This is a genomic window from Fonticella tunisiensis (assembly GCF_004364155.1).
Taxonomy (GTDB): domain Bacteria; phylum Bacillota; class Clostridia; order Clostridiales; family Caloramatoraceae; genus Fonticella; species Fonticella tunisiensis.
The window spans coordinates 1-26,074 of record NZ_SOAZ01000031.1; the positions used below are offsets into that span (position 1 = coordinate 1).

General features: G+C 38.1%; 24 protein-coding genes and 3 tRNA genes. All 27 read left to right on the top strand.

Going from position 1 to position 26,074, the window contains the following annotated elements; all coding sequences use genetic code 11:
• The first annotated feature begins 175 nt into the window (after window positions 1–175).
• The 27 genes from EDD71_RS13350 (at window position 176) to lysS (ending at window position 25,852) form a co-directional block, all read left to right on the top strand.
• Window positions 176–265: transfer RNA gene (locus tag EDD71_RS13350), tRNA-Leu, on the top strand.
• Between the two features lie 4 nt (window positions 266–269).
• Window positions 270–345 (top strand) — tRNA-Met (locus EDD71_RS13355).
• Between the two features lie 3 nt (window positions 346–348).
• Window positions 349–425: transfer RNA gene (locus tag EDD71_RS13360), tRNA-Met, on the top strand.
• 306 nt (window positions 426–731) lie between these two features.
• The gene (gene spoIIE / locus EDD71_RS13365) at window positions 732–3,113 is read left to right on the top strand and encodes a stage II sporulation protein E (RefSeq protein WP_166636486.1); all 2,382 of its coding nucleotides are present in this window, start codon (window positions 732–734) and stop codon (window positions 3,111–3,113) included.
• 185 nt (window positions 3,114–3,298) lie between these two features.
• Window positions 3,299–4,702: a tRNA lysidine(34) synthetase TilS gene (gene tilS, locus EDD71_RS13370; RefSeq protein ID WP_133629244.1), complete on the top strand. Its 1,404-nt coding sequence runs from the start codon at window positions 3,299–3,301 to the stop codon at window positions 4,700–4,702.
• Complete coding sequence (hpt, locus tag EDD71_RS13375; protein ID WP_133629245.1) at window positions 4,668–5,219, top strand: hypoxanthine phosphoribosyltransferase; 552 nt, start codon at window positions 4,668–4,670, stop codon at window positions 5,217–5,219. The genes tilS and hpt overlap by 35 nt, the downstream gene beginning before the upstream one ends.
• 67 nt (window positions 5,220–5,286) lie before the next feature.
• Window positions 5,287–7,104 (top strand): ATP-dependent zinc metalloprotease FtsH, encoded by a 1,818-nt coding sequence (ftsH, locus tag EDD71_RS13380; RefSeq protein WP_133629246.1) that lies wholly within the window; start codon window positions 5,287–5,289, stop codon window positions 7,102–7,104.
• A gap of 112 nt (window positions 7,105–7,216) precedes the next feature.
• Window positions 7,217–7,615, top strand: a complete 399-nt coding sequence (locus tag EDD71_RS13385; protein WP_423244834.1) for a thioesterase family protein — start codon at window positions 7,217–7,219, stop codon at window positions 7,613–7,615.
• Window positions 7,616–7,653: 38 nt separating this feature from the next.
• Window positions 7,654–9,324 (top strand): formate--tetrahydrofolate ligase, encoded by a 1,671-nt coding sequence (locus tag EDD71_RS13390; RefSeq protein WP_133629247.1) that lies wholly within the window; start codon window positions 7,654–7,656, stop codon window positions 9,322–9,324.
• A gap of 271 nt (window positions 9,325–9,595) precedes the next feature.
• On the top strand, window positions 9,596–10,525 hold the full coding sequence (locus EDD71_RS13395) for a transposase (protein ID WP_133629248.1): 930 nt from the start codon (window positions 9,596–9,598) through the stop codon (window positions 10,523–10,525).
• A 503-nt stretch (window positions 10,526–11,028) separates the two neighbouring features.
• The gene (locus EDD71_RS13400) at window positions 11,029–12,699 is read left to right on the top strand and encodes an acyl-CoA mutase large subunit family protein (protein ID WP_133629249.1); all 1,671 of its coding nucleotides are present in this window, start codon (window positions 11,029–11,031) and stop codon (window positions 12,697–12,699) included.
• Window positions 12,700–12,710: 11 nt separating this feature from the next.
• Window positions 12,711–13,106 carry a cobalamin B12-binding domain-containing protein gene (locus tag EDD71_RS13405; protein WP_243116469.1) on the top strand — a complete coding sequence of 132 codons (396 nt, stop codon included), beginning with the start codon at window positions 12,711–12,713 and terminating at the stop codon, window positions 13,104–13,106.
• Window positions 13,107–13,110: 4 nt separating this feature from the next.
• Entirely contained in the window at window positions 13,111–14,049 is a 939-nt protein-coding gene (gene meaB / locus EDD71_RS13410) for a methylmalonyl Co-A mutase-associated GTPase MeaB (RefSeq protein ID WP_133629251.1), read from the top strand.
• The gene (gene mce, locus EDD71_RS13415) at window positions 14,039–14,443 is read left to right on the top strand and encodes a methylmalonyl-CoA epimerase (RefSeq protein ID WP_133629252.1); all 405 of its coding nucleotides are present in this window, start codon (window positions 14,039–14,041) and stop codon (window positions 14,441–14,443) included. The genes meaB and mce overlap by 11 nt, the downstream gene beginning before the upstream one ends.
• Window positions 14,444–14,446: 3 nt before the next feature.
• The gene (locus EDD71_RS13420; protein WP_133629253.1) at window positions 14,447–15,988 is read left to right on the top strand and encodes an acyl-CoA carboxylase subunit beta; all 1,542 of its coding nucleotides are present in this window, start codon (window positions 14,447–14,449) and stop codon (window positions 15,986–15,988) included.
• A 15-nt stretch (window positions 15,989–16,003) separates the two neighbouring features.
• Window positions 16,004–16,411 (top strand): OadG family protein, encoded by a 408-nt coding sequence (locus tag EDD71_RS13425; protein ID WP_133629254.1) that lies wholly within the window; start codon window positions 16,004–16,006, stop codon window positions 16,409–16,411.
• 21 nt (window positions 16,412–16,432) lie between these two features.
• Window positions 16,433–16,804, top strand: coding sequence for a biotin/lipoyl-containing protein (locus EDD71_RS13430; RefSeq protein WP_133629255.1), 372 nt, complete (start codon window positions 16,433–16,435; stop codon window positions 16,802–16,804).
• Between the two features lie 131 nt (window positions 16,805–16,935).
• Window positions 16,936–17,139, top strand: a complete 204-nt coding sequence (locus EDD71_RS13435) for a spore coat protein (RefSeq protein WP_133629256.1) — start codon at window positions 16,936–16,938, stop codon at window positions 17,137–17,139.
• 4 nt (window positions 17,140–17,143) lie between these two features.
• The gene (locus EDD71_RS13440; RefSeq protein WP_133629257.1) at window positions 17,144–17,437 is read left to right on the top strand and encodes a spore coat protein; all 294 of its coding nucleotides are present in this window, start codon (window positions 17,144–17,146) and stop codon (window positions 17,435–17,437) included.
• A gap of 161 nt (window positions 17,438–17,598) precedes the next feature.
• Entirely contained in the window at window positions 17,599–18,582 is a 984-nt protein-coding gene (locus tag EDD71_RS13445) for a biotin--[acetyl-CoA-carboxylase] ligase (RefSeq protein WP_133629258.1), read from the top strand.
• A gap of 141 nt (window positions 18,583–18,723) precedes the next feature.
• The gene (locus EDD71_RS13450; protein ID WP_133629259.1) at window positions 18,724–19,290 is read left to right on the top strand and encodes an ECF transporter S component; all 567 of its coding nucleotides are present in this window, start codon (window positions 18,724–18,726) and stop codon (window positions 19,288–19,290) included.
• A gap of 410 nt (window positions 19,291–19,700) precedes the next feature.
• The gene (locus EDD71_RS13455; protein WP_133629260.1) at window positions 19,701–20,477 is read left to right on the top strand and encodes a type III pantothenate kinase; all 777 of its coding nucleotides are present in this window, start codon (window positions 19,701–19,703) and stop codon (window positions 20,475–20,477) included.
• Window positions 20,478–20,485: 8 nt separating this feature from the next.
• A complete protein-coding gene (dusB, locus tag EDD71_RS13460) occupies window positions 20,486–21,457 on the top strand; it encodes a tRNA dihydrouridine synthase DusB (protein ID WP_133629261.1) in 972 nt (323 codons plus the stop codon).
• A gap of 183 nt (window positions 21,458–21,640) precedes the next feature.
• Window positions 21,641–22,561 carry a quinate 5-dehydrogenase gene (locus EDD71_RS13465; protein WP_133629262.1) on the top strand — a complete coding sequence of 307 codons (921 nt, stop codon included), beginning with the start codon at window positions 21,641–21,643 and terminating at the stop codon, window positions 22,559–22,561.
• A 101-nt stretch (window positions 22,562–22,662) separates the two neighbouring features.
• A complete protein-coding gene (locus EDD71_RS13470) occupies window positions 22,663–23,463 on the top strand; it encodes a PH domain-containing protein (RefSeq protein WP_133629263.1) in 801 nt (266 codons plus the stop codon).
• A gap of 357 nt (window positions 23,464–23,820) precedes the next feature.
• Window positions 23,821–24,306 (top strand): transcription elongation factor GreA, encoded by a 486-nt coding sequence (gene greA / locus EDD71_RS13475; protein ID WP_133629264.1) that lies wholly within the window; start codon window positions 23,821–23,823, stop codon window positions 24,304–24,306.
• A gap of 25 nt (window positions 24,307–24,331) precedes the next feature.
• Window positions 24,332–25,852 carry a lysine--tRNA ligase gene (gene lysS, locus EDD71_RS13480; protein WP_133629265.1) on the top strand — a complete coding sequence of 507 codons (1,521 nt, stop codon included), beginning with the start codon at window positions 24,332–24,334 and terminating at the stop codon, window positions 25,850–25,852.
• Window positions 25,853–26,074 lie beyond the last annotated feature (222 nt).

The window sequence follows — 26,074 nt, forward strand, 5'->3', positions numbered from 1 at the left end:
TGTATGTTTGGATTAGACACCTATATCATACATGATTTTCACTATGGTTGTTATTTTTTTATTCTATCTGTTGCATTTAATTTTACAATGAACCACACAATAAATAATTTAAAATTATGTTGACGAAGGGTAAAAAAGATTATATAATTTATATTGTCGCAAGAAAAATTTAATCGCCGGAGTGGCGGAACAGGCAGACGCACAGGACTTAAAATCCTGCGGTTCCTAAAGAACCGTACCGGTTCGACCCCGGTCTCCGGCACCATCATCGCGGGGTGGAGCAGTTGGCAGCTCGTCGGGCTCATAACCCGAAGGTCGAAGGTTCAAGTCCTTCCCCCGCAACCATATGGCGGCGTAGCTCAGTTGGCCAGAGCATTCGGTTCATACCCGAAGTGTCAGCGGTTCGAATCCGTTCGCCGCCACCATACATAAGCACCATCTAGTTGTAGATGGTGCTTTTTAGTGCTATTTTGAAGATATTCTTTAATACTATCTCTCCATTAAGACACGTGTTATCCTCTAAGAAATTACCAAAAAATTTCCACACAATGTCCTACCATTCAATAAATTTCCATATCTCATATTCCCCTTTTAAGTCGAATTTTATTAACTAACCTCTAAACTCACTGCTAAATGTCACAAAATTTGCACAAGCAGGGTAATCATAATGACAAACATTTCTGCATATATTTGATAAAATATCCCTACGCACAGTAATGGGGGGTTATTTTATGATATATAAAAACGATATTATGACTTATAAAAGATCTCAAAAGGATTTGAAACCTGAAACGGAAAGGCTAAAGCTTTTTACCCTTCAGCATATGCTGCTTTATATTTCCGTCTTCTTTGCAGCAAGGGTGTTTATGCTGAGAAGCATGTCGCCCTTTGGAATTGCCTTCTTTACCGCGGTCTTTGGTGTACTTGAAAAGAAAGTGGCGTTTATTACTGGTCTTATTGCTATAGCCGGATATTTAAGTTCATATCACGGATATCATACTGCTGCTCAAATTGGAGTTGGGGCTATTCTTATGATAATGATGTTTGCATTTAACGGTAAAAATAGAGTCTATAAGATGTCGGCCCTTGCATTTATTTCAAACCTTACTCTCAATATAATTCTTGGGATGAAATTCGATCCAGATGGTGTTGTGTTATACGACATCATAGTTATGATACTTGAGTCTGTAATAATAGTTGCTTCCTCTTACATATTTACATATGCAGTACCTTTATATTTTCAAAATAAAAAGAGAAAAATCCTTTCAAAGGAAGAATTAGTATGCCTGAGCCTTATTTTTGCAATGATAATATCCGGAATGCCTAAAATAGAATATAACGGCCTTTCACTTGGAAATATGATAGCTTTATTCCTTGTGCTGGCATCGGGTTATACAGAGGGTCCTACGGTAGGAGCTGCCTCTGGAGCCATTCTTGGGATTTTATCAAGCATATCAGATTTTACCATGCCTGTTTCCCTTGGAATATATGCCTTCTGTGGGCTTATAAGCGGTATATTTAAGCACATGGGAAAGTTTATAACTGCATTTTCCTTTATACTGGCAGGAACGCTGCTCAGCTTCTATACAGCAGAGCTTTTTAACATAGAAACCATATATCTTGATACTTTAATACCTGCACTTTTATTTGTTGTTATACCTCAGAGCAAATATGAAAGGCTTGTGCTTTTGATTGATGGGGATAAAAGATCCATTGAGCTTCAAAAGTCGTATATAGAGAGGGTAAAGGATGTAATGGGGTTAAAGCTTGCAGGGATTTCAAATACCCTTTCAGGATTGTCTGAAATACTCGAAGAAAAAATAGATAATGAACTGGCAAGAAAGGCAGAGATAAATGGATTAGTTGAAAAGCTTGCTGATAAAGTATGCGCTCAGTGTGACAGCAGGGATCTTTGCTGGAAGAGGGAGCTTTATTATACATATGATTCCTTTGTAGAACTTTTAAGACTTCTCGAAAGATCAGGAAGGATAACCACATCTGAACTTCCCGAGAGCCTTAGGAGAAAATGTATAAGGCCTAATGAACTTATAAAACAGGCAAACCATATATTTGAGATATTCAAAATAAATAACAGGTGGAAAAAGAAGCTTATAAACTCAAAGGTTATTGTTGCAGATCAGATAAGAGGAATATCAAATCTTATAAATTCCATGATGGAGGAGGCAGCAACATCCATGGAATTTAAGAATGACATAGAGGAAGAAATAGCAGTTGCCCTTGATAGGAAGGGGCTTGAGTTTGATGATGTGCTTGCAATTAAAAACCCTAGAAATAAATATGAGGTTACAATATACAGATGTCCATGCTCCGGGCAGCAGGTTTGTACAAAGGATTTTGTAAATGTAATATCCAAAACATTGGGGGTAAGGATGATTAGGGACAAAAGCAACTGTAAAATAAGCAATGATGCCTCTCTGTGTCAGTTCAGGCTGGTTGAGGCTGAGAACTATAATGTTGTAACATCAGTTTCCAAAATGGCAAAGGAAAATATATCCGGAGATAGCTATTCCTGTGTAAACCTGGGCGAAGGAAGGTATATGCTGGCGCTGAGCGATGGAATGGGAAGCGGCGCTGCGGCATCGATTGAAAGCAACGCGACAATAACCCTTCTTGAAAAGTTTATGGAGGCCGGTTTTGAAAGAAATACAGCCATAAAGGCTATAAATTCGGTACTTGTTTTAAGATCAAGTGAGGAGAGCTTTGCAACTATAGATATGGGGCTTATAGATCTATATAGCGGCATAGGTGAATTTATAAAGATAGGTTCAGGCCCGACCTTTATAAAATCGGGTATGGAAGTCGATGTTATAAAAAGTACAAGCCTGCCGGTTGGAATACTTGATGAGGTTGATATAGAAAGCCAGATTGTAGAATTCAAAAATGGCGATATGATTGTTATGGTAACCGATGGAGTTGTGGATGCAAATGATGAGCTGAAGGATAAGTGGATTGTAAAAGCCCTTAAGGAGTTCGACAGCGGCAATCCAAAGGATGTTGCAGACTATATAATAAACAGGGCAAAGAGCTACTATGGAGATAGGATAAAGGATGACATGACGGTTATGGTATCAAAGATATGGAAGGTTATATAAAGCTTAGAGGCCCCAGGGGCCTCTATTTTTTAGGATGAATATCCTTTTATTTGTGGGATAAATTTGATATATTGTATATATGCTTTAAAGTAAGTAAAAATAATGGAGGCAATGAAATTTCAAACAAAGTCTGCATTACACAGCGCCTGCAGCAATCGATATTGAAATAAAGTGAGTGATGTTTTATGCTTCAAAAGATTATAAGTACCATAGAAAAGTATAATATGATAAAAAAGGGAGATGGAATTGTTGTAGGGCTTTCAGGGGGGCCGGATTCGGTTTGCCTTCTTCATGTATTACATAGCTTGAAGGATAAGTATGGAATAAAACTTTACGCTGCACACCTCAACCATATGATAAGGGGCGATGAAGCTTTAAGGGATGAAGAGTTTGCAAAGAGCTTTGCCGAGTCCCTGGGGATTCCCTTTTTTTCAAAAAGAATAAAGGTTGAGGAGTTTGCAAGGGAAAACAGGATGTCATCTGAGGAAGCAGGAAGGTTTTTAAGGTATCAGCTGTTTGATGAAGTGGCAGAGTCCGTCGGAGCAAATAAAATAGCCCTTGCTCATAATATGAACGATCAGGCAGAAACCATTATAATGCGTTTTTTTAGGGGAAGCGGAATAAGCGGTTTAAGGGGAATAAGTCCTGTAAGGAACAACAAATACATAAGGCCAATAATAGGCTGCAGCCGTGATGAAATTGAAAGATACTGTGAAGAGCAGGGTCTAAACCCAGTGATAGATAGCACCAACAATGAAAAGATTTATACAAGGAATAAAGTTAGACTTGAAATTATACCTTATATAAGAAAACACTTTAATCCCAATATAATATCCAATTTGTATGCTAATGCTGAAATAATACGAGATGAGGATGAATATTTAAGCCATGTAATCAATATGGAATATGAGCGCATTAGAAAAAACGAAGGAATTGATATTAAGGAATTTAATAACTTACATATTGCCCTTAAAAGAAGAATAATTAGAATAATGATAGAAAAGGTGAAGGGAAATTTAAACCAGATAGAAGGAAAACATATAGAGGATTGTATTGAGCTTATTGAAAGGGGTAAAACCGGGAAGTTAATTGAACTTCCAGAGGGCGTGGTGGCTAAAATTCAATATGATATTTTTAAGATATCCAGTAAACAAAAGAGGAAGGATTTTGAAGAGGTTTTAAATATTCCTGGCGTTACAGAAATTTCCGATGAAAATATTGTTATAAGCACTAGAATTTTTTTAAATAATTTTAGTAATTACAGTGATAACAAGTTTATTAAATATTTTGATTATGATAAAATAAAAGACGTGCTTAAGATAAGAAATAGAAGAGATGGGGATTATATGTACCCTAAGGGTATGACAGGAAGGAAGAAGCTTAAGGATATATTTATTGATAAAAAAATACCCGTTGAAGAAAGAAATAAAATTCCTCTTATAGTCCTTGAAAACGAGGTTATATGGGCATTTGGTATAAGGGATACGAGAAATTACAAGATCGATGAGAATACAAAGCGTATTCTTGAAATAAAATTTGAAAGAGGTGCGAATATTGAGAGAGGAGATAAAGGAAATACTATTGAGTGAGGAACAAATAAAAAGCCGCGTAAAGGAGCTCGGGGAGGAAATTTCAAGGGACTTTCCTGAGGGCGATGTACTTTTTATTGGTGTTTTAAAGGGTTCTGTAATGTTCATTTCGGATCTTATGAGATCTATGAAGGTTGACGTAAATATGGACTTTATGGCGGTTTCAAGTTATGGACTTTCATCGGAAACATCTGGAGTTGTAAGAATACTTAAGGACCTTGATTTTGATATAGAATATAGGGATGTTATAATTGTTGAAGATATAATAGACACTGGCACCACATTAAGATACCTATACGACTATCTGAAGGCGAGAAATCCTAGAAATCTTAAGATATGCTGTCTTTTAGATAAGCCGGAAAGAAGAAAGGTAAACATAAATATAGACTATAAAGGCTTTGAAATACCCGACTATTTTGTCGTAGGATATGGACTTGACTATGCAGAGAAGTTCAGGTATCTTCCCTATATAGGCATACTTAAAGAGGATGTTTACAAAAAGGACAAAAGTAATTAATTGTTTAAATATTAATATTATGATAAAATGTATAAATAATAGTCTCTAAACTGAAAGGGGGGCCAAAATGAAAAAGTCATTTTTGAAGAGCGCCAGTGTTTGGATATTGATTATGGTTGCCTTCTTAACAGCTATAACGATGTTTGGCAATAATCCTAAAAAGGTTGAAATAAGTCAAACTGAACTTAAAAAGGAAATACAAAATAATAATGTATCTCATATACAGGTTGAACTGGAAACAAGAAATGCAACAGGTGAACTCAAAAACGGTAAAAGCTTTGTTTCAAATATAGGTTCAATCGATGGTTTTGATAGATACATTGATGAATATAATAGAACTCATGCCGATCAGATTGAAGTTTCATATGTACCGCCTACAAGATTTCCTGTTTGGGTATCTGCAATACCTAATATTTTAATGCTTGTTATGCTTGGTATTGTATGGTTCATATTTATACAGCAATCACAGGGTGGCGGCGGTGGAAAAGGAGTTATGAACTTCGGAAAGAGCCGTGCCAAGCTAGCATCAAATGAAAAGAAAAAAGTGACCTTCAACGATGTTGCAGGTGCAGATGAGGAAAAGCAGGAGCTTCAAGAGGTTGTTGATTTCTTGAAGCAGCCAAGAAAGTATATTGAACTTGGGGCAAGAATCCCTAAGGGAGTTCTTCTTGTAGGACCTCCGGGAACAGGTAAAACCCTTCTTGCAAAGGCTGTTGCCGGGGAAGCTGGAGTACCTTTCTTCAGCATAAGCGGTTCCGACTTCGTTGAAATGTTTGTTGGTGTCGGCGCTTCAAGGGTTAGGGATCTTTTCGATAATGCAAAGAAAAATGCACCATGTATAGTATTCATAGACGAAATAGACGCCGTTGGACGACAGAGAGGCGCAGGACTTGGTGGAGGCCACGACGAAAGGGAACAGACATTAAACCAGCTTCTTGTGGAGATGGACGGCTTTGGAACAAACGAAGGAATAATCATGATAGCTGCTACAAACAGGCCAGATATACTTGATCCAGCACTTTTAAGGCCAGGCAGATTTGATAGGCAGATTGTTGTAAATACCCCTGACGTAAGGGGAAGGGAAGAGATACTAAAGGTTCATTCAAGGAACAAACCTTTAGAGGAAAATGTTGATCTTTCTGTACTTGCAAAGAGAACGCCTGGATTTACAGGTGCCGATCTTGAAAACCTTATGAATGAAGCTGCTCTTCTTGCAGTTAGAAGAAACAAGAAGTTCATAGGTATGGAAGAGCTTGAAGAGGCAATTACAAGGGTAATAGCAGGAACAGAGAAGAGAAGCAGGGTTATAAGTGAAGAGGAAAGAAGGCTCACCGCATATCATGAAGCGGGCCATGCGGTTGTTATGAAGCTTCTTCCACATGCTGATCCTGTTCATCAGATAAGTATAATTCCTAGGGGAAGAGCAGGTGGATATACTCTGTCGCTTCCACAGGAAGACAGGTACTATGCTTCAAAAACTGAACTTGAAGAGGAAATAGTAGGGCTTCTTGGAGGTAGAGTTGCTGAGAAGATAGTGCTGAACGACATAAGCACAGGAGCAAGCAACGACATCGAAAGGGCAACGAATATAGCTAGAAAGATGGTAACTCAATATGGTATGAGCGATTTACTTGGACCAATTGAGTTTGGAACAGGACATGAAGAAGTATTCCTTGGAAGGGATTTTGCTAAGGCAAGAAACTACAGCGAAGAAGTGGCAGCCCTTATAGATAAGGAAATAAAGAGAATAATCCAGGAAGCTTATGATAAAGCTGAAAAGCTTCTTAGAGAAAATATCAACAAACTTCATAAGGTGGCTGAGGCTTTACTTGAAAAGGAAAAGCTTGAAGCCGAGGAATTTGAAGAAATATTCAACAATGCATAGAAAGCGGGACATATGTTCCGCTTCTTTATACATTAAGGGCTATCTCCACCTTTAAAGGTAGGAGTAAAGTACATATTTGGTATATTGAGAATTTTGGTGGGTGGTGCAAAAAATGATGGATAATATTAAGGTGGGGCTTAGTGCTGTAATTGAAACCATATCCCAGCCAAAGGATTCTGCAGTCAATTATGCCAGCGGAGTAGTAGATGTTTTTTCAACTCCTTCTATGATTGCCCTTATGGAATGTGCTGCTAAAAATGCCGTGGACCTTCATCTTGAAAAGGGATATACGACCGTTGGAACCAGGATACATATTAAGCACATCGCAGCAACACCAACTGGAATGAGAATAAAAGCCTGTGCAGAGCTTGTGAAGAGAGAGGGGAAAAAACTTATATTTAAGGTTGAGGCCTACGATGAGGTTGAAAAGATAGGAGAAGGAATACACGAAAGACATGTAGTTAACATAGATAAATTTATTTCCCGGGCAATGATAAAAAGAAAAAAGTAATATGATACCACAATATGATACTCTACGGGGGGATTGAAATGAAAAGTGATATTCAGATTGCTCAAGAAGCTAAGATGAAGCCGATTATGGAGATGGCAAGGTCTTTGAGTATTGATGAAGATGATGTCGAGCTTTATGGAAAATATAAGGCCAAAATATCTTTAAAGGTTTTTGAAAAGTTTAGAAATAAACAGGATGGGAAGCTTATTCTTGTTACATCAATAAATCCAACTCCTGCAGGTGAAGGAAAATCAACCGTTACTGTGGGGCTTGGTCAGGCGCTTAACAAAATAGGCAAAAAGGCGATAATTGCCCTTAGAGAGCCATCACTTGGACCTGTATTTGGCGTTAAGGGTGGGGCTGCGGGAGGAGGATATTCTCAGGTAGTACCAATGGAGGATATAAATCTTCATTTTACTGGAGATATGCATGCCATTACAAGCGCACATAACCTTCTTTCAGCGGCAATAGACAATCATATACATCAGGGAAATGCACTCAGAATAGATTTAAGAAGGATACTTTGGAAAAGAGTAATGGATATGAATGACAGGGCCCTTAGAAACATAATAGTTGGTCTTGGAGGCAAAATAAATGGATTTCCAAGGGAGGACGGCTTTATGATAACAGTTGCCTCCGAGATAATGGCGATACTCTGTCTGTCAAAGGACCTTATGGACCTTAAAGAGCGCATAGGAAGGATTGTTGTTGCCTACGATCTTGATGGCAATCCTGTATACTGCAGGGACTTAAAGGTTCAAGGGGCTATGGCGATGCTCCTCAAGGATGCAATAAAGCCAAATCTTGTGCAGACCCTTGAAAACATACCTGCCATTGTTCATGGGGGGCCATTCGCAAACATAGCCCATGGCTGTAACAGCATACTTGCAACAAAGCTTGGGCTAAAGCTTGGAGATTACCTTGTAACTGAGGCAGGTTTTGGAGCAGACCTTGGGGCAGAAAAGTTTATGGATATAAAATGCAGATATGGTGAGCTAAAGCCGGACTGTGTCGTTATAGTTGCAACCGTAAGAGCACTTAAGCATCATGGAGGAACGCCTAAGGATAGGCTTTCGGAAGAAAACCTTGAAGCCCTTTCTAAAGGTTTTGAAAACCTTGAAAAGCAGGTTGAAAACATAAGGAGCTTTGGGGTTCCAGCTGTAGTTGCAATAAACAGGTTTATAACTGATACGGATAATGAAGTAAAGCTCATAGAGGATAGATGCAGGAAGATCGGTGTAGAAGTATCGCTGTGTGAAGTATGGGAAAAAGGAGGAGAAGGCGGCGTAGACCTCGCTGAAAAAGTTGCAAATATAATAGAAACCCAGCCTTCAAACTTTAAGGTACTGTACAACCTTAACCTTACCATAAAGGAAAAGATACATAAGATAGTAACTAGTATATATGGAGGAGAAGGAGTATTGTATACAAAGGCTGCTGAAGGTCAGATAAAAGAACTTGAAAAGTTTGGACTTGACAAGCTGCCGATTTGTATGGCAAAAACCCAGTATTCACTATCAGACGATCCAACTCTTTTAGGCAGACCATCTGGTTTTAAAGTTACTGTTAGGGAAGTAAAAATCGCAAATGGTGCAGGATTTATAGTTGTACTGACTGGAGACATAATGACAATGCCTGGCCTGCCAAGAATCCCGGCAGCAGAGAAGATGGATATAGACGAAAATGGCATGATAACCGGACTGTTCTAGGTGTTCTAGGGACGGTTAACAAAATCAGGTACCACAGGTACCAGTCCCAGGGACAGTTAACAAATTAAGGCAGTACCAGTCCCAGATCCCAGGGACAGTTAATAATTTTAGGCAGTGTTCTCTAACAATTCTAGGAACAGTTAACAAATCCAATTCCAGGGACAGTTGATAATTCCAGGTAGTATACGGATATAATTTCTATAAACAGTGAATATCACCTCAATCTAAAGGCAATAATCAAAAGAAAAACTTTAGTTTGAGGTGATTTTTCATGCCGAGAGTTGCAAGGCAAAAAGCTCCAGAGGGTATTTATCATATCATGTGTAAAAGCATAAGTGAAGTTGACCTTTTTAAAGACGATGAGGATAAGCTAAAGTATCTTTCCCTTGTGAAAAAATATCAAAAGACCTATCAATTTAGAGTATATGGTTACTGCCTCATGGATAACCATCTTCACCTTATCATAGATGCCAATGGTTCAGACATATCGAGGATAATGCACAGCATAAACTTCTCCTATGCACAGTATTTCAACAGGAGGCATAAAAGGCATGGGCATCTTTTTCAGGACAGGTTTAAGAGTAAGATGGTTAAGGATGAAAGATACCTTCTTGCCCTATCTGCCTATGTTCACAACAACCCAACGGATATAAAAGGTTATGAAAAAGAACCTGAGAAATATGAGTTTTCAAGCCTTTCAATATATCTTGGATTAAGGCATGACCCCTACGAACTTGTTGATGATGGGTTTATAATGGGGTTATTTGGAAATAATGCCCAATCTGCAAGGGAGAACTATGTAGAGCTTGTTTTTAAATGCGATGACAAGAATTTCAGGGAAGAGATGGAGTTTTTAAATGAGGGAACAGAATACAGAAGTTACAGAAGGATACTTGTTAGAGATATGAGGCCCGAGGAAATAGCTGAATATGTATCAATGAAAATGGATGTAAAGGAGATAAAGCTTTATACTAAAAACGCCAGAGATGTTGTTGAGGCAAAGGCTCTATTCGTTCTTTTGATGAGAAGCCTTTGCAACTTCAAATGCAGCGATATATGCAGGGTTCTTGGCAACATAACAAATGCCAGGGTATCGAAGCTCAGCAGCACTGGATTAAAGCTTATCGACGAGGATGAAAGGTTTAGGGGTTTTATAAGGGAATTTATAAAGGTATATGGCTATACAGAATGTAAATCATAAAATTTTTTTTAAAAGGTGAGGAAATGGCTTTTTTAATTGTGGATGGAATTGGACAAGCTTCTTAAATTAAATATGAAGAAGAAAAAATTGAAGCAAAGCAAGTAACAAAAAACGATAAGAGAAAGTTTTTTGATTTAAAACAAGAGAAGAAATGGAAAACAGACGGTTATTGAGCGGATCCAAAAGAGAAAAGGTATGGTTTCTGCTATAACGTACTCCCTTTTGTGAATTCAGGAGATACTCTATTTAATTAACCGTCCCTATGTTAAAATAATTGGCATTAGCAAAATAATGAAAGAGCAATTTGAACAGAAAAAGAAAAAATATGGCGAAGCTCAAAGTACTATCGTGCATGAACAAGGAAATGTAAACAGCTTAAATTTGGCTTAAATGTGTAATATATTTTAGTTATAGAAAAAATACATCTATCAACCAAAAATAGTAATATTTTCATCTTTCAAAAGTAAAATAATAAAGGAAGATAGAGGAATTGGGAGGATAGGATGTATAAGGATATTTCGAATATAAAGCTTAAGAGAAAAGAATGGGAAGAAAAAAAGTTAAAACCTTTGGTTAAGAAATTTCCAGAAAGAAAGAAATTTTTTAAGACAACCTCCGGAACAGAGATAAAAACCATCTATACACCCGAGGATAATGAAAACTTAAACTATGACAATATCGGCTTTCCAGGAGAATATCCATTTACAAGGGGAATTCATCCAAACATGTATAGAGGAAAACTTTGGACCATGAGGCAGTACGCAGGATACTTAACGGCTGAGGAATCCAACAGAAGGTATAAGTATCTTCTTGAGCAGGGAATAACGGGTTTATCCATCGCCTTTGATCTTCCAACTCAGGTAGGTTACGACTCGGATCATCTCCTTGCATTAGGAGAGGTTGGAAAGGTTGGAGTTCCAATAGACAGCCTCTACGATATGGAGGTTCTCCTAAAGGGTATTGCTATTGATAAAATAAGCACCTCAATGACAATAAACGCTTCTGCAATAGTGCTCCTTGCCATGTACCTTGTAATTGCAAAAAAACAGGGTGTCCCCTTTGAAAATTTAAGAGGGACGATACAGAACGATATTTTAAAGGAATACGTAGCAAGAGGCACATATATCTTTCCTGTAAAGCCTTCCATGCGGCTAACAACTGATATATTCGAGTACTGCACAAAGCATGTCCCTAAATGGAATGTCATATCTATATCCGGCTATCATATAAGGGAGGCGGGAGCAACGGCAGTTCAGGAGCTAGCATTTACCTTTGCAAATGCTATTGAGTACGTAAAGGCCGCTATATCAAAGGGCCTTGATGTTGATGATTTTGCACCTCATCTTTCCTTCTTCTTTAATTCCCACAACAATCTCTTTGAAGAAGTTGCAAAGTTTAGAGCTGCAAGGAGGATATGGGCAAGGATAATGAAGGAGCTCTTCAAGGCTAAAAATGAAAGCTCCATGATGCTTAGATTCCATACCCAGACTGCAGGCTCAACCCTGACTGCACAGCAGATAGACAACAACATAATAAGAGTTACCATTCAAACACTTGCAGCGGTTCTTGGAGGAACCCAGTCCCTTCACACGAACTCAAGGGACGAGGCCCTTTCCCTTCCTACTGAGGAGTCAGTAAGGATTGCCCTTAGAACACAGCAAATCGTAGCCTATGAGAGTGGAGTGTGTGATACTGTGGATCCTCTTGCAGGAAGCTACTATATTGAAAGCCTTACGGATGAAATAGAAAAGAAGGTTTTTGAATACATAGAGAAGATAGAAAAAATGGGAGGAGCAGCGAAGGCTATTGAATTAGGATATATACAGAGGGAGATAGCGGATTCTGCATATAAATACCAGATGGAAATTGAAAAGAGAGAAAGGATCGTTGTTGGAGTAAATAAATTTACAATTGATGAGAATACAAAACGCCATATACTTAAGGTTCATGGGGAAGCGGAGGAAAAGCAGAGGGATTTACTCAGGAAGATAAAAAATGAAAGAGACAACTATATGGTTTCGAAGGCCCTTGAGAATTTAAAAAAGGCTGCAGAGGGAAATGAAAATCTAATGCCATATATAATTAATGCAGTTGAATGCTATGGGACCCTTGGAGAGATTTGCGGCGTTTTAAGGGAAGTGTTTGGAGAATATAAGCCATCAATTGTAATTTAAGGGGGATGGGCATGGAGAGGAAGATAAGGATTCTGGTTGCAAAGCCTGGGCTTGATGGCCACGACAGGGGAGCTAAGGTAATTGCAAGGGCTTTTATGGAGGCGGGTTTTGAGGTTATATACACGGGTATCAGGCAGACGCCGGAGGATATTGTTGAGGCTGCAGTTCAGGAGGATGTTGACTGCATAGCCATGAGCATACTATCAGGGGCACACAATTATCTTTTCTCCAGAGTTATGGAGCTTGCAAAGGAAAAAGGTATTGAAGACGTTCTGGTCATTGCAGGAGGAATTATACCCGATGAGGATATATCATACCTGAAGTCCATCGGAATAGCGGAGATATTTACTCCTGGCACTCCAACGTCCTATGCCGTTGATTTTGTAAGGAAAAACGTAAAGAGGTAATGTTATGGATCTATATGAAGAAGTTTTGAAGGGAAATAAAAGATCAATAGCAAAGCTCATAACTCTTGTTGAGAATAAGGATGAAGAGGGATTTGAGATTTATGAGAGGCTATATAAAAAAACAGGAGGGGCCAAAAGGGTAGGAGTTACAGGTCCTCCAGGTGCAGGAAAAAGTACTCTCCTTGATATTCTTGCAGGGACGTATCTTGATGATGGTTTTAAAGCTGCTGTTGTAACGGTTGATCCTACAAGCCCCTTCACAGGGGGAGCAATTCTTGGTGATAGGGTTAGAATGAAGGAGATAGCAGGGCGTGAAAATTGCTTTGTTAGAAGCATGGGAAGCCGTGGTGCCCTGGGGGGAATATCGTCAGGTGCTATTTATGCCGTTGATATACTTGATGTTGCAGGCTATGATTACATATTCATTGAAACGGTTGGAACGGGGCAGTCGGAAGTTGATATAGTAAAGCTTTCAGATATGGTGATTCTTATTACAGTTCCGGATCTTGGAGATGATATACAGGCCTTTAAAGCAGGAATCATGGAAATAGGGGACTTAATAGTAATAAACAAATGCGATAGGGAAGGTGCTTTAAGAACATATAATCATATAAGTTCAATATTATCCCTTAAAAGGGGGGAAAAACCTCCGATTATTACAACTGACTGTATAAGCAGGAAAGGAATAGAGGAACTAAGGAGAGAAGTAGATCGCCTCCTTGATTTAAGGATTAAAAGTGAAGAGATAGGCAATAGAAGGAGGCAGATCGGCTTAGAAGAGCTTAAGAGAAGCCTGGTGGATATAGTAATTGAAAAATCTCTAAAGTCAAAAAACATTGAAGACGTTCTAGATAACATAGGAAACAAAAACTATTCACCGGGTTATGGAGCCAAAATACTTATCAAAAGTCTGTGCAGTCAGGAGGGGGAATATGATACATAAAATAGATCACATCGGTATTGCTGCAGAGAGCATCGAAAAATCACTAAAATTTTATAGTGAGCAGCTTCAAATTGAATGTGAGGATATCGAATATATAGAAAGTCAGAAGGTTAAGGTAGCCTTTTTACCACTAGGAGATAGCGAGATTGAACTTTTAGAGGGGACGGATGATGATAGTGTCATTAAAAATTTCATATCGAAGAGGGGACAGGGTATACATCATATAGCATTCAGGGTGAATTCCCTTGAAGAGGAAATTAAAAGGCTTAAGGAGCTTGGTATTGTATTTATTAATGAGAATCCTTCATATGGCGCTGGTGCAGCAAAAATAGCCTTTCTTCATCCAAAATCAACAGGTGGTGTACTTGTTGAACTTTGTGAAAGAGAGGTGTAGTCTGTGGATAAGCTCAAGAAGCTTATTGAAAGAAGAGAGCATATCGAAAATGCCGGCGGAAAAGAAAAAATCGAAAAGCAGCACAGATCTGGAAAGCTCACAGCCAGAGAAAGAATAAATTATTTACTTGATGAAAACAGCTTTGTTGAAATAGACAGGTTTGTAAAGCATAGATGTACAAATTTTGGAATGGACTACCTTGACCTTCCAGACGAAGGGGTTATAACAGGCTATGGAACCATAGATGAAAGGATAGTCTATGTATTTGCCCAGGATTTTACGGTTATGGGAGGCTCCCTTGGAGAAATGCATGCAAGAAAAATCTGTAAGATAATGGATCTTGCGATTAAAAATGGGGCACCTGTAATAGGCCTTAACGATTCAGGAGGAGCAAGAATTCAGGAAGGAATAGAGGCTCTATCAGGCTATGGAAACATATTTTACAGAAATGCAAGGGCATCGGGAGCTGTCCCACAAATAGCAGCGATAATGGGTCCCTGTGCAGGCGGAGCTGTTTATTCTCCAGCCCTTATGGACTTTATATTTATGGTTGATAAGAGGAGCCAGATGTTTATAACGGGCCCCCAGGTTGTAAAATCAGTCACAGGAGAATATGTGTCACCTGAAACCCTTGGTGGAGCACTAATCCACAACGAAAAATCAGGTGTTGCCCACTTCATAGCTGGCGATGATAAAGAATGCCTTGACAAAATAAAGAAGCTTTTAAGCTATCTTCCATCGAATAATTTAGACAGAGCTCCACAGGCTGATAAAACCGATGATTTAAACAGGCTCTGCACTGAGCTTAATTTAATTATACCTGAAAGTTCAAATAGGCCCTATGAAATGAAGGATATAATAAAATCCATAGCTGATTATCATGATTTCTTTGAGGTTCAGGAGCATTATGCTAAAAACATAATAATCGGGTTTGCAAGAATAGGAGGGTATTCTGTAGGTGTAGTTGCAAACCAGCCCAAGGTTCTTGCGGGATGTATTGATATAAATGCATCGGATAAAGCTGCAAGGTTTATAAGAACATGTGATGCCTTTAATATTCCGATTATAACTTTTGTTGATGTTCCGGGATTTTTACCGGGCACGGCTCAGGAGCATGGAGGCATAATAAGGCATGGTGCAAAGATGCTTTATGCGTATTGTGAAGCTACTGTTCCAAAGGTTACTGTTATCGTAAGAAAGGCCTATGGCGGAGCATATCTAGCCATGTGCAGCAGGGAGCTTGGAGCGGATATGGTGTTTGCATGGCCAAGTGCAGAAATTGCAGTTATGGGGCCTGAGGGAGCTGCAGTGATAATATTTAAAAAGGAGATTTCAAAGGCAGAAAATCCTGAAGAGAAGAAAAGAGAGATGATGGAAAAATATAGGGAAGAATTTGCAAGTCCATATCAGGGGGCTGAAAGGGGATATGTTGACGATGTAATAATACCAGCTGAAACAAGAAAACATATTATCATATCCCTTATGATGCTTGAGACTAAGAGGGAAAAGAATCTACCCAAGAAACATGGTAATATACCAATGTAACCGGGAGGAGGTTAAATGAGTTCAACTAACAATATTACACTGGGCATTAACGCCGCAGTAATATCCATGGGAATAGTTTTTTTGGTGCTTATTGCCCTGAGCATTATTGTTTCAATACAGTATAGATTATTAAAGATGCTCGGTATCATTGCAGACAGGATTGAAAAATCAGATGAAGCAGTTGGAATAAAAGATGAAAAAAAGGATCACCAAAAGATGCAGGCCCCTGTGCATTCAGGCCCTGCACGTGGAGAGGCATTGCTTATAGGTGTTGAGGATGAGGAACTTGTTGCAGCCATAATGGCAGCTGTAAGCATCACCTCTAATATACATGTTTCATCACTTAGGATAAGATCAATAAAAAGGGTTGATAACAACTGGACAAATGTATCAAGGCAGGAAATGACAAACCAAAGATTATAATTGAATAGGGAGGGTTTAACTTTGAAGAGGTATATAGTAACAGTAAATGGAAAAAGATTTGAGGTAGAGGTTGAGGAGGCAGGGGAGAGTACCGTCCCGATTGAAAGGGTACAGGCAGTACAGGAGATGCCAAAAACACCCGCAGAGCATGCGGCTCCAGGACCAGCATCATCTGCAGTGCATCAAATTATAAAGGCACCAATGCCTGGAAGGATACTTGATGTCAGGGTGTCACTGGGACAGGAGGTTAAAAAGGGAGATGTCCTCTTCATACTTGAGGCTATGAAAATGGAAAACGAAATAATGGCAGGGGAAGAGGGGACGGTTATAAACATATTAGTCTCAAGGGGTGCTTCAGTGAATACCGGCGATGTTCTTGCAGTACTTGAATAAGTAAGTGCTGGGGAAGGGGTTATGCGTTAGTTTCAACTCACCATGAACTTCCAGTTATTTTTTCATGTTTATTTAATATATTTTCTGTTTTAGGAAATACTAAGCATGAAAAAATTATGGAGGTTTTGCCTATGGAAATGAAGATTAACACAACCCACACTGAAAAGGAGCTTCTCTATTTGAAGGATCAGCTTGGAGCAGAAGCCATAGCCATTAAAAAGCTTATGGACTATAAGGCAAACATTACCGATCCAGAGCTGGGAAACATGGTAAATGAAATGATAACCAAACATCAGGACCACTACAACAGGCTTTTAAGCCATATAAAGGGGTGATAACATGTCAGGATATAACAATACAACTAACATTCTCGAAAAGGACAGGATGAACGATATTTTAGCTACTCAAAAGTATTTATCAGACCTTTATAACACAGGTGCAAATGAGGCTGACTGCAGTTCCCTTCATAATGAACTTTTAAACATACTTAGAGAGGAACATGAAATTGAGCATAGGCTCTATGACGCCATGAAAAAAAGAGGATGGTATGATGCTTCAAAGGCTGATATGAATGAAGTTAATAAAGTATATAACGAGTATAACAGTATGAAGGCCGATTTAGGAATCAAGTAGTAAATGCCCCTGTACAGCAAGTGCAGGGGCATTTAAACATCATATTTACCTATCTTCTCTGCTATAATTATCAAATGATAAAGATATTATTCAGATGCGGGTTTTACTTATTTGACATCAATTTGATATAATAAAGGAAAGTTTCAATTAAGGTGATAAATATGAAGGATAAAATACTTGATATTCTTAAAAGCAGCAGAGATTATGTTTCAGGTGAGGATATAAGCTCATCCCTTGGAATTTCAAGGGCTGCCGTTTGGAAACATATAAAGGGACTTAAGGAGGAAGGCTATGAAATTGAATCATCCTCCAAGAAGGGGTACAGGCTCCTTGAGAGCCCCGATGTGCTTACATATAAAGAGTTAAAAAACCTTCTTACAACAAATTATATTGGAAGGAAAATTGTTTATTTAGAGTCCACAACCTCTACAAACGATATAGCAAAGGAGTACGCAGAAAAGGGCGAAAAAGAAGGGCTCGTAGTTATTGCAGAGGTTCAGACTAAAGGAAGGGGCAGAATGGGAAGACGATGGATAACTCCTGGAAGGGACTCTATTTCTATTACCATCCTTCTAAGGCCCGAGATAAGCCCGTATATGGCACCTTCAATTACTCCGGTTCTTGCAGTGTCTGTAGTAGAGATGCTAAGGGAGATTACAGGATTTGAAATCGGAATTAAGTGGCCAAACGATGTGGTCTTAGATAGAAAGAAAGTCTGCGGTATTTTAACAGAAATGAGTGCCGAAATCGATGTGGTAAAATATATAATAGTTGGTATTGGAATTAACGTTAATCAGGAAACCTTTGATAATGAAATAGAAAATATTGCAACATCCTTAAGGAAATACTCGGGTAAGAAATATGACAGAAAGGCTATTTTATCAGGTATACTTAACAGATTTGAAAGAAATTATGAACTTTTTAAAAAGGAAGGAATAGGGCCATTTATAGAAGATCTTAAAAAATATTCCGTACTTATTGGTAAAAAAGTCCTCATATCTGGCATAAATGAGGAATATGAAGCAGAAGCTATAGATATTGATGACGATGGAGCACTCCTCGTGAGGCTTGAAAATGGAGATGTAAAAAAAGTTCTTAGCGGCGATGTTTCAATAAAGGGATTTTATGGGTATAACAGTAAATAGTCTACAGATGATATCTTGAAGTATAAATATAAAGATGATAAAATTAAAATAGCTGCCTGCATACATAGTGGGACGGCTGAGAAACAATAATTTATTAATTAGTCCGGCATCCTTAAGGAGCTGGAACAGAGGTGTTTTAAAATGTCAATGGTAAATGTCAAAAAAAGCTCTTTCCTCACAACTGCAAGGGTTACCAGAATAGGTATACTCAGTGCGATTGCAATAATGATGAGCTTAACTCCACTGGGGTATATACCTCTCCCTGCAATGAAAATAACCTTTATGCATGTACCTGTAATAATCGCAGCAATGGTGGATGGAGCTCCTGGAGGCATAGTGGTTGGATTCATATTTGGACTGTCCAGCCTGTTCATCAATTTATCAGGTCCAATGGCACCTGTTTTTATTAATCCTCTGGTATCAATTTTCCCGAGGGTTATGATAGGTGTTGTGTCCTATTTTGTTTACAAAAGAACCAAAAACGTTCCACTGACTGCTGCTTTAGGCACACTAACAAATACAGTTGGTGTTCTTTCAATGATTTATGTCTTTGCAGCTCAAACCTTTGCAAACATAAAGAAAGAAGCAGTTTCCAGCATAGGAAAAATACTTATAGGTATAGGAATTACCAATGGGCCTCTTGAAATAATTGCTGCAGTAATAATATCAGTGGGCGTTATGAAAGCTCTGAGAAAGTTTATTAGATAAATATATAAATACGATTTTTTAGGGGCTGGTCTCTGTGCCAGCCCGTTTGCTATGCTGTGAAAGAGTATAAAATAACAATATAACGTGTTGTGCTACTCTGAAAAGTCCGTTGGAATAAAAGCAGATAAATTTACAGGCCGACGCTGCGATAAAAAATATATTTCATTCACCATTACGTTTTGCAAAGAAGTTCTAAGGCTCGGGATTTGAAAAATCAAGAACTTTCGTTAAACTCGCATTGCTCAAACATACGAAAGTTCTAGGATTTTTCTGCATCCCTTCGCCTAGAACTTCTAATTGCACGCTTTATGTGAATTTCATATATTTTTTATCTCCGCTTTAGTTCCTGAACTGAAAAGCGGATTAAAATAACTAGTTAATATACGATGATAGTATGAAGGAGTGTTAAAATGCTGCTTGTATTTGATGTTGGAAATACTAACATTGTTTTAGGCGTGTTTGAGGGAGATAGGCTTTTAGTTGACTGGAGAATGTCTACCAATATACCAAGGACTGCAGATGAATATGGGATTTCGGTAATAAATTTATTTGATAAGGCAGAGCTTGATTATAGGGATGTTGATGCCGCAATAGTTTCATCCGTTGTTCCAAATATAATGTATTCCCTCGAACATATGATTAGAAAATACTTTAGGGTTGAGCCGATTATTGTAGGTCCAGGAGTAAAAACAGGAATAAACATAAAGTATGATAATCCTAAAGAGGTTGGGGCAGATAGAATAGTAAATGCAGTAGCAGCCCATGAAAAATATAAAAAGCCCCTTATAATTATAGATTTTGGTACGGCGACTACCTTCTGCGCAGTTGGGGCAAATGGTGATTATTATGGTGGAGCCATAACTCCAGGAATTAAAATTTCAGCAGACGCTCTTTTTGAAAGGGCCGCAAAGCTTCCAAGGATAGAGCTTGTAAAACCCAATACGGTTATATGTAAAAATACAGTTCAAAGCATGCAGGCAGGAATAATATATGGATACATAGGCCAGGTTGATTACATTGTAAAGAGGATGAAGTCAGAGATGAAAAGGCTCGGGGAGGATAATCCATTTGTAGTTGCAACAGGTGGACTTTCCAAGCTTATAGCCTCGGAGAGCACCACCATAGATAAGATAGATCCATATCTTACCCTTGAAGGATTAAGGATAATATATGAGAAGAATAAATAGGTGATTATATGAAAATAGGAAACTTTAAGCCAGCAAATGAAGTGTTTTTGGCTCCAATGGCCGGTGTAACAGATAAAGCTTTTAGGATAATATGCAGGGAATTTGGCTGTGGCCTTGTATATACAGAGATGGTAAGCTCAAGGGGACTTCATTATGGAAGCAAGAAAACTGAACTTATGCTTGATATAGATGATGAAGAAGCCCCTGTAGTTGTCCAGATATTTGGCTCAGAGCCTGATATTATGGCAGAAACTGCTGAGCTTGTAAGTTTAAACCCTAAGGTAGCAGTTGTTGATATAAATATGGGATGTCCTGCCCCAAAAATTGTTAAAAACTGTGATGGCTCTGCCCTTATGAGGGATCCAGAACTTGCTGAAAGGATAATTAAAAAGGTCGTTTCAAGATCCAAAAAGCCTGTCACTGTTAAAATTCGTAAGGGATGGGACGAGAGATCAGTAAATGCTGTGGAGTTTGCAAAAATGATTGAGGCTTCAGGAGCTTCTGCAATTGCAATTCACGGAAGAACAAGGGCACAGATGTATGAAGGAAGGGCTGACTGGAACATTATAAGAAGGGTTAAAGAAGCAGTTAATATTCCAGTAATAGGAAACGGAGACGTCGTAGACCCTGAGACGGCTAAGGGGTTATTTGAAGAAACGGGCTGTGATGCTATTATGATAGGAAGGGGAGCGCTGGGTAATCCATGGATTTTTAAAAGGACCGTTGAATACTTAAATACAGGGAAGCTTCTTCCAGAGCCATCATTTGATGAGAGGATAGATGTAGCTTTAAAGCATCTTGACCTTGCCTTCAAGTTCAAAGGCAACAAGGGTGTTATAGAAATGAGAAAGCACATGGCATGGTATTTAAAAGGAATAAAAAATGCTGCTAACATTCGTGATACAATAAATAAGCTAAACGATATAAATGAAATAAAAAATATTCTGCTTCAGTACAAGAAAGAGATAAAGGGTATGTAATTTTAAGGCGTGCATAATGCATGTCTTTTTGCTATGTCTAAATTGAATAAATGGAGCTATAGGTATAAAATGTAATTAAGTGTAAAAATAGACAAATATATTGATTTCATGCTCTGGTGATCATATGTAAAACCTTTTAGTTTTTGTATTAATACACAAGGCTAAGTGATAGGAGGACTTCAGATGAAAAGAATAGTGTCAGTGAGCCTGGGTTCATCTAAGAGAAACCACAGAGCTGAAGTAGAACTTCTTGGCGAAAGGTTTGTAATTGAAAGAATCGGCACCGATGGAGATATGAACAGACTACTTGAACTTGTAAAGGAACTTGATGGGCACGTAGATGCCTTTGGTATGGGAGGAATAGACATATACCTTCATGGTTCAAAAAAGAGGCATATAATCAAAGATGCTATTCCAATTAAAGAAGCAGCTAAAATTACTCCAATGGTAGATGGTTCAGGCCTTAAAAATACCCTTGAGAGAAGGGCAGTTAAATATATAGATGAAAATCTTTTTCCACTAAAAGGTAAAAAAGTTTTAATGACAAGTGCTGTAGACAGATTTGGCATGGCAGAAGCCCTTCATGATGACGGGGCTGATATAGTATTTGGAGATCTTATTTTTGGGCTCAACATACCTATACCTATAAAATCCTTCACATTGTTTAAACATATAGCGGATATGTTTTTGCCTGTAGTTGTAAGAATGCCCTTTGATAAACTCTATCCCACGGGAAAAAATCAGGATGTAATTGAAACAAAGCATGAAAGGTATTATAGGGATGCAGAGATAATAGCAGGGGATTATCTCTTTATAAAAAAATATATGCCTTTAGATTTGAGAGGTAAGATAATTTTAACCAACACCGTAACAATGGAGGATGTTGAAGACTTGAGAAGGAGGAGAGCTTATATGCTTATAACAACAACCCCTGAGTTTGATGGAAGATCCTTTGGAACAAACGTTATGGAGGCCCTCATAGTATCAATCCTTCAAAAGAATGCGGATGAGCTTACCTCGAAGGATTATGAAAAGATACTTGATAGATTGGGTTTTATACCGAGGATCGAATATCTGGAAAGGGAAAAGATACAGGCTCTTTAGAAGGCAATTAAAGGAGAATACTTTAAAATATGTCGTAATAATAATAGTATTAGACTTTTAGAGGTATGTTAGCGCCATAAAGAATTTATGGGAGGATGAAGATGAAGGGCTTTGCTGTTATTAATACGGCACATGAGGAGGACGTAAAAAGAAAATTTCCATTTGCAGGAAAGCTGTGGGGAATAGATAGGTTTATAGGACCATACAAAGAGGAGGATATGGAATTTAATAACTGTATAGGTACGGAGATAAAAATCCCATATGGATTTGAAAAAAGTAAGGTTAAAAGGGCATATAAAATAGGCATGAAGATGTATGGATATGTTGTTTCAAAGGAATACAATATAAACTATAATCCTTTTTTTCACCATTCCTGCCTAATAAGAGCCCTGGATTTTTTAACCGTATCGCTGGGATGTGACCTCAGGCTTGGAGAAGTAGTTATAGCCGATGCTTCAACCTATGAGGGGAGAAATAGCTTCAGACTGCTCCTTCCCTTCGCAAGGAGGATAATCCTTGTAACGGATAATAAAAAGGAGATTATGGAGGAGGCAGAACATGCTATGATTAATTACGGAACATCTGTAGCTGTTTTAGAGGATCCTGTAAAGGCGTCGGAGAGGGCTGATGCTGTGGTTATAGCCTCTGATAAGCCCCATCATAAATATATAGTTGATATGAACAGGCCGATGCTCTTTTTCAGATTTTTTAAGAAGCCTGAGGGCAGATGGTGGTTTGATAATGTAACTATAAATTTTAAAGATTATTATAATCTAAGCTCAATTCATGCACAGGGTTATGTTGATATAAATAATAAAAGGCCTTTTTGGATTAGTGCCGAGAAGGATGGATTTAGAATTCAGAACATTAGAAAGGAAAACATAATAATAATGAACAGATAAAAAATTATTATTTTAAAAGGCGAAAAATTTCGAATTTATATTTATTTCCACTCCATAAAATTGTTGACATACTAAAACAGGTGATTTATAATAACTTCCATGATAGAAGGCAGCAAGCACTATAAAGATTCCTTTATGGTGCTTGTTATTAATTATACCCATTTCAAAAAAGATGTTATAGCTTTGACTTATTAGCATATAATATCATATAAACTATCTTATAGGAACTAAATTCTCCAGCTATAAAAAAATTATAGCTGGAGAATTGTATGGGCAGCAACTTAAAGCTTTTATCAGCCAGCTTCCCATATAAAAAAGGCAAATGTTAATAACATAATTTAAAAGGGGAGAAATCAGATGGGCGAAAACAGTAAACAGATTATTTTAACCTACGAAGGAGTAAAAAAAATAGAAGAGGAGTTGGAATATCTTAAAACCATAAAGAGAAAAGAAGTTACTGAGAAAATAAAGACAGCTATATCGTATGGAGATTTAAGTGAAAACTCAGAATATGATGAAGCAAAAAATGAGCAGGCATTCGTTGAGGGAAGAATTGCTACCCTTGAAAATATGCTGAAGAATGCTAAAATAATTGATGATGAAGATATAAAGACGGATGTTGTATCTATCGGATCAGTTGTAAAGGTAAGGGATCTTGAGTTTGATGATGAGTTTGAATTTACAATAGTGGGTTCAGCCGAGGCAGACCCAGCGAAAATGAAGATTTCAAATGAAGCACCTATTGGAAGGGGGCTTCTTGGAAAGAAAGTTGGAGATAAGGTTGAAATACAGGTTCCAGATGGTGTTACAACCTTTGAGATACTCGAGATCAGAAGGCAGTAACAAAAACTTATTGGAGGTTTGAGAAATGGCAAATGAGGAAATAACTCAGGTTGATCTTGAGAAGCTTGAGGAAGAGTATAATATACTTATGAAGCAGAGGCTCCAAAAGCTTGAAGAACTCAGGGAAAAGGGACAGGACCCCTTTGAAATAGTAAAATATGATAGAACCCATACATCCAGGGATGTCAAGGATAACTATGAAGAACTTGAAGGCAAGGATGTAAGGGTTGCTGGAAGGCTCATTTCAAAGAGAATTCACGGTAAGGCTGGTTTTTCCCATATACTGGATAGATATGGAAGGCTTCAGCTTTATGTAAGGATAGATGACATTGGGGAGGAAAAGCTTAAGTTCTTTAAATCATTGGACCTTGGTGATATTATCGGTGTTGAAGGAACTGTGTTTAAAACAAAAACAGGCGAGATATCCGTTCATGTTAAGGACTTCATACTTCTTACAAAGTCATTAAGACCCCTTCCAGAAAAGTGGCATGGGCTTAAGGATCCTGATTTAAGATACAGGCAGAGGTATGTTGATCTTATAGTAAATCCTGAAGTAAGGGATACATTCCTCAAGAGAACCAAGATAATTTCAGCTATAAGAAGATTCCTTGATGAGAGGGATTACATAGAGGTTGAAACACCAATACTTACACCTATTGCAAGCGGTGCTGCTGCAAGGCCATTTATAACCCACAGCAACGCCCTTGATATAGATCTGTACCTTAGAATTGCAACGGAACTTTATTTAAAGAGGCTTATAGTTGGTGGATTTGAAAAGGTATACGAAATGGGTAAGAATTTCAGAAATGAAGGAATTGACATAAGGCACAACCCCGAGTTTAATATGATAGAGATCTATCAGGCCTATGCAGATTACAAGGATATGATGGAGCTTACAGAAAACCTAATAGCATATGTATGCAACGAGGTTCTTGGTACAACCAAGATAACATATCAGGGAACTGAAATAGACTTTACACCACCATGGAATAGGATAACTATGGTGGATGCTGTAAAAAAGTATGCGGGAGTTGACTTCAATGAAATAAGGACAGATGAGGAGGCAAGGGAGGTTGCAAAGAAGCTTAAGCTTACTGAAGAGCTCAAAAAGAAGCTTGAGGACTGCACAAAGGGAGATATATTAAATGCTGCCTTTGAAGCATATGCTGAAAAGCATATGATACAGCCAACCTTTGTAATGGACTATCCTGTTGAAATATCTCCTCTTACGAAGAAGAAGAAGGACGATCCTGCAATGACAGAAAGGTTTGAGGCCTTCGTATACGGAAGGGAAATTGCAAACGCCTATTCAGAGCTCAACGATCCTATTGATCAAAAGCAGAGGTTCATTCAGCAGCTTAAAGAAAGAGAGCTTGGAGACGATGAAGCGTATGCAATGGATGAGGATTTTGTAAATGCTCTTGAAATAGGTATGCCTCCAACAGGCGGCCTTGGAATAGGTATTGATAGAATTATAATGTTCCTTACGGATTCATATTCAATAAGGGATGTAATACTATTCCCAACAATGAAGCCAACGAAGTAAAAAAAGCAGGCTATAAAACACCTATACCCTCATTGTGGGGTATGGGTGTTTTTATATTGAACTTAAATAAATCATAAAAGAAGCAGAGCCTTACAGGTAAAGGGATGGACTTACCATAAAATACAACGGTTCATTGTAAAATTAAATGCAACAGATAGAATAAAAAAATAACAACCATAGTGAAAATCATGTATGATATAGGTGTCTAATCCAAACATACAG

Coding starts and splice junctions, on each gene's coding strand:
- spoIIE (WP_166636486.1), top strand. CDS start 732: ATGATATATAAAAACGATATTATGACTTATAAAAGATCTCAAAAGGAT.
- tilS (WP_133629244.1), top strand. CDS start 3,299: ATGCTTCAAAAGATTATAAGTACCATAGAAAAGTATAATATGATAAAA.
- ftsH (WP_133629246.1), top strand. CDS start 5,287: ATGAAAAAGTCATTTTTGAAGAGCGCCAGTGTTTGGATATTGATTATG.
- EDD71_RS13385 (WP_423244834.1), top strand. CDS start 7,217: ATGATGGATAATATTAAGGTGGGGCTTAGTGCTGTAATTGAAACCATA.
- EDD71_RS13390 (WP_133629247.1), top strand. CDS start 7,654: ATGAAAAGTGATATTCAGATTGCTCAAGAAGCTAAGATGAAGCCGATT.
- EDD71_RS13395 (WP_133629248.1), top strand. CDS start 9,596: ATGCCGAGAGTTGCAAGGCAAAAAGCTCCAGAGGGTATTTATCATATC.
- EDD71_RS13400 (WP_133629249.1), top strand. CDS start 11,029: ATGTATAAGGATATTTCGAATATAAAGCTTAAGAGAAAAGAATGGGAA.
- EDD71_RS13405 (WP_243116469.1), top strand. CDS start 12,711: ATGGAGAGGAAGATAAGGATTCTGGTTGCAAAGCCTGGGCTTGATGGC.
- meaB (WP_133629251.1), top strand. CDS start 13,111: ATGGATCTATATGAAGAAGTTTTGAAGGGAAATAAAAGATCAATAGCA.
- mce (WP_133629252.1), top strand. CDS start 14,039: ATGATACATAAAATAGATCACATCGGTATTGCTGCAGAGAGCATCGAA.
- EDD71_RS13425 (WP_133629254.1), top strand. CDS start 16,004: ATGAGTTCAACTAACAATATTACACTGGGCATTAACGCCGCAGTAATA.
- EDD71_RS13435 (WP_133629256.1), top strand. CDS start 16,936: ATGGAAATGAAGATTAACACAACCCACACTGAAAAGGAGCTTCTCTAT.
- EDD71_RS13440 (WP_133629257.1), top strand. CDS start 17,144: ATGTCAGGATATAACAATACAACTAACATTCTCGAAAAGGACAGGATG.
- EDD71_RS13445 (WP_133629258.1), top strand. CDS start 17,599: ATGAAGGATAAAATACTTGATATTCTTAAAAGCAGCAGAGATTATGTT.
- EDD71_RS13450 (WP_133629259.1), top strand. CDS start 18,724: ATGTCAATGGTAAATGTCAAAAAAAGCTCTTTCCTCACAACTGCAAGG.
- EDD71_RS13455 (WP_133629260.1), top strand. CDS start 19,701: ATGCTGCTTGTATTTGATGTTGGAAATACTAACATTGTTTTAGGCGTG.
- dusB (WP_133629261.1), top strand. CDS start 20,486: ATGAAAATAGGAAACTTTAAGCCAGCAAATGAAGTGTTTTTGGCTCCA.
- EDD71_RS13465 (WP_133629262.1), top strand. CDS start 21,641: ATGAAAAGAATAGTGTCAGTGAGCCTGGGTTCATCTAAGAGAAACCAC.
- EDD71_RS13470 (WP_133629263.1), top strand. CDS start 22,663: ATGAAGGGCTTTGCTGTTATTAATACGGCACATGAGGAGGACGTAAAA.
- greA (WP_133629264.1), top strand. CDS start 23,821: ATGGGCGAAAACAGTAAACAGATTATTTTAACCTACGAAGGAGTAAAA.
- lysS (WP_133629265.1), top strand. CDS start 24,332: ATGGCAAATGAGGAAATAACTCAGGTTGATCTTGAGAAGCTTGAGGAA.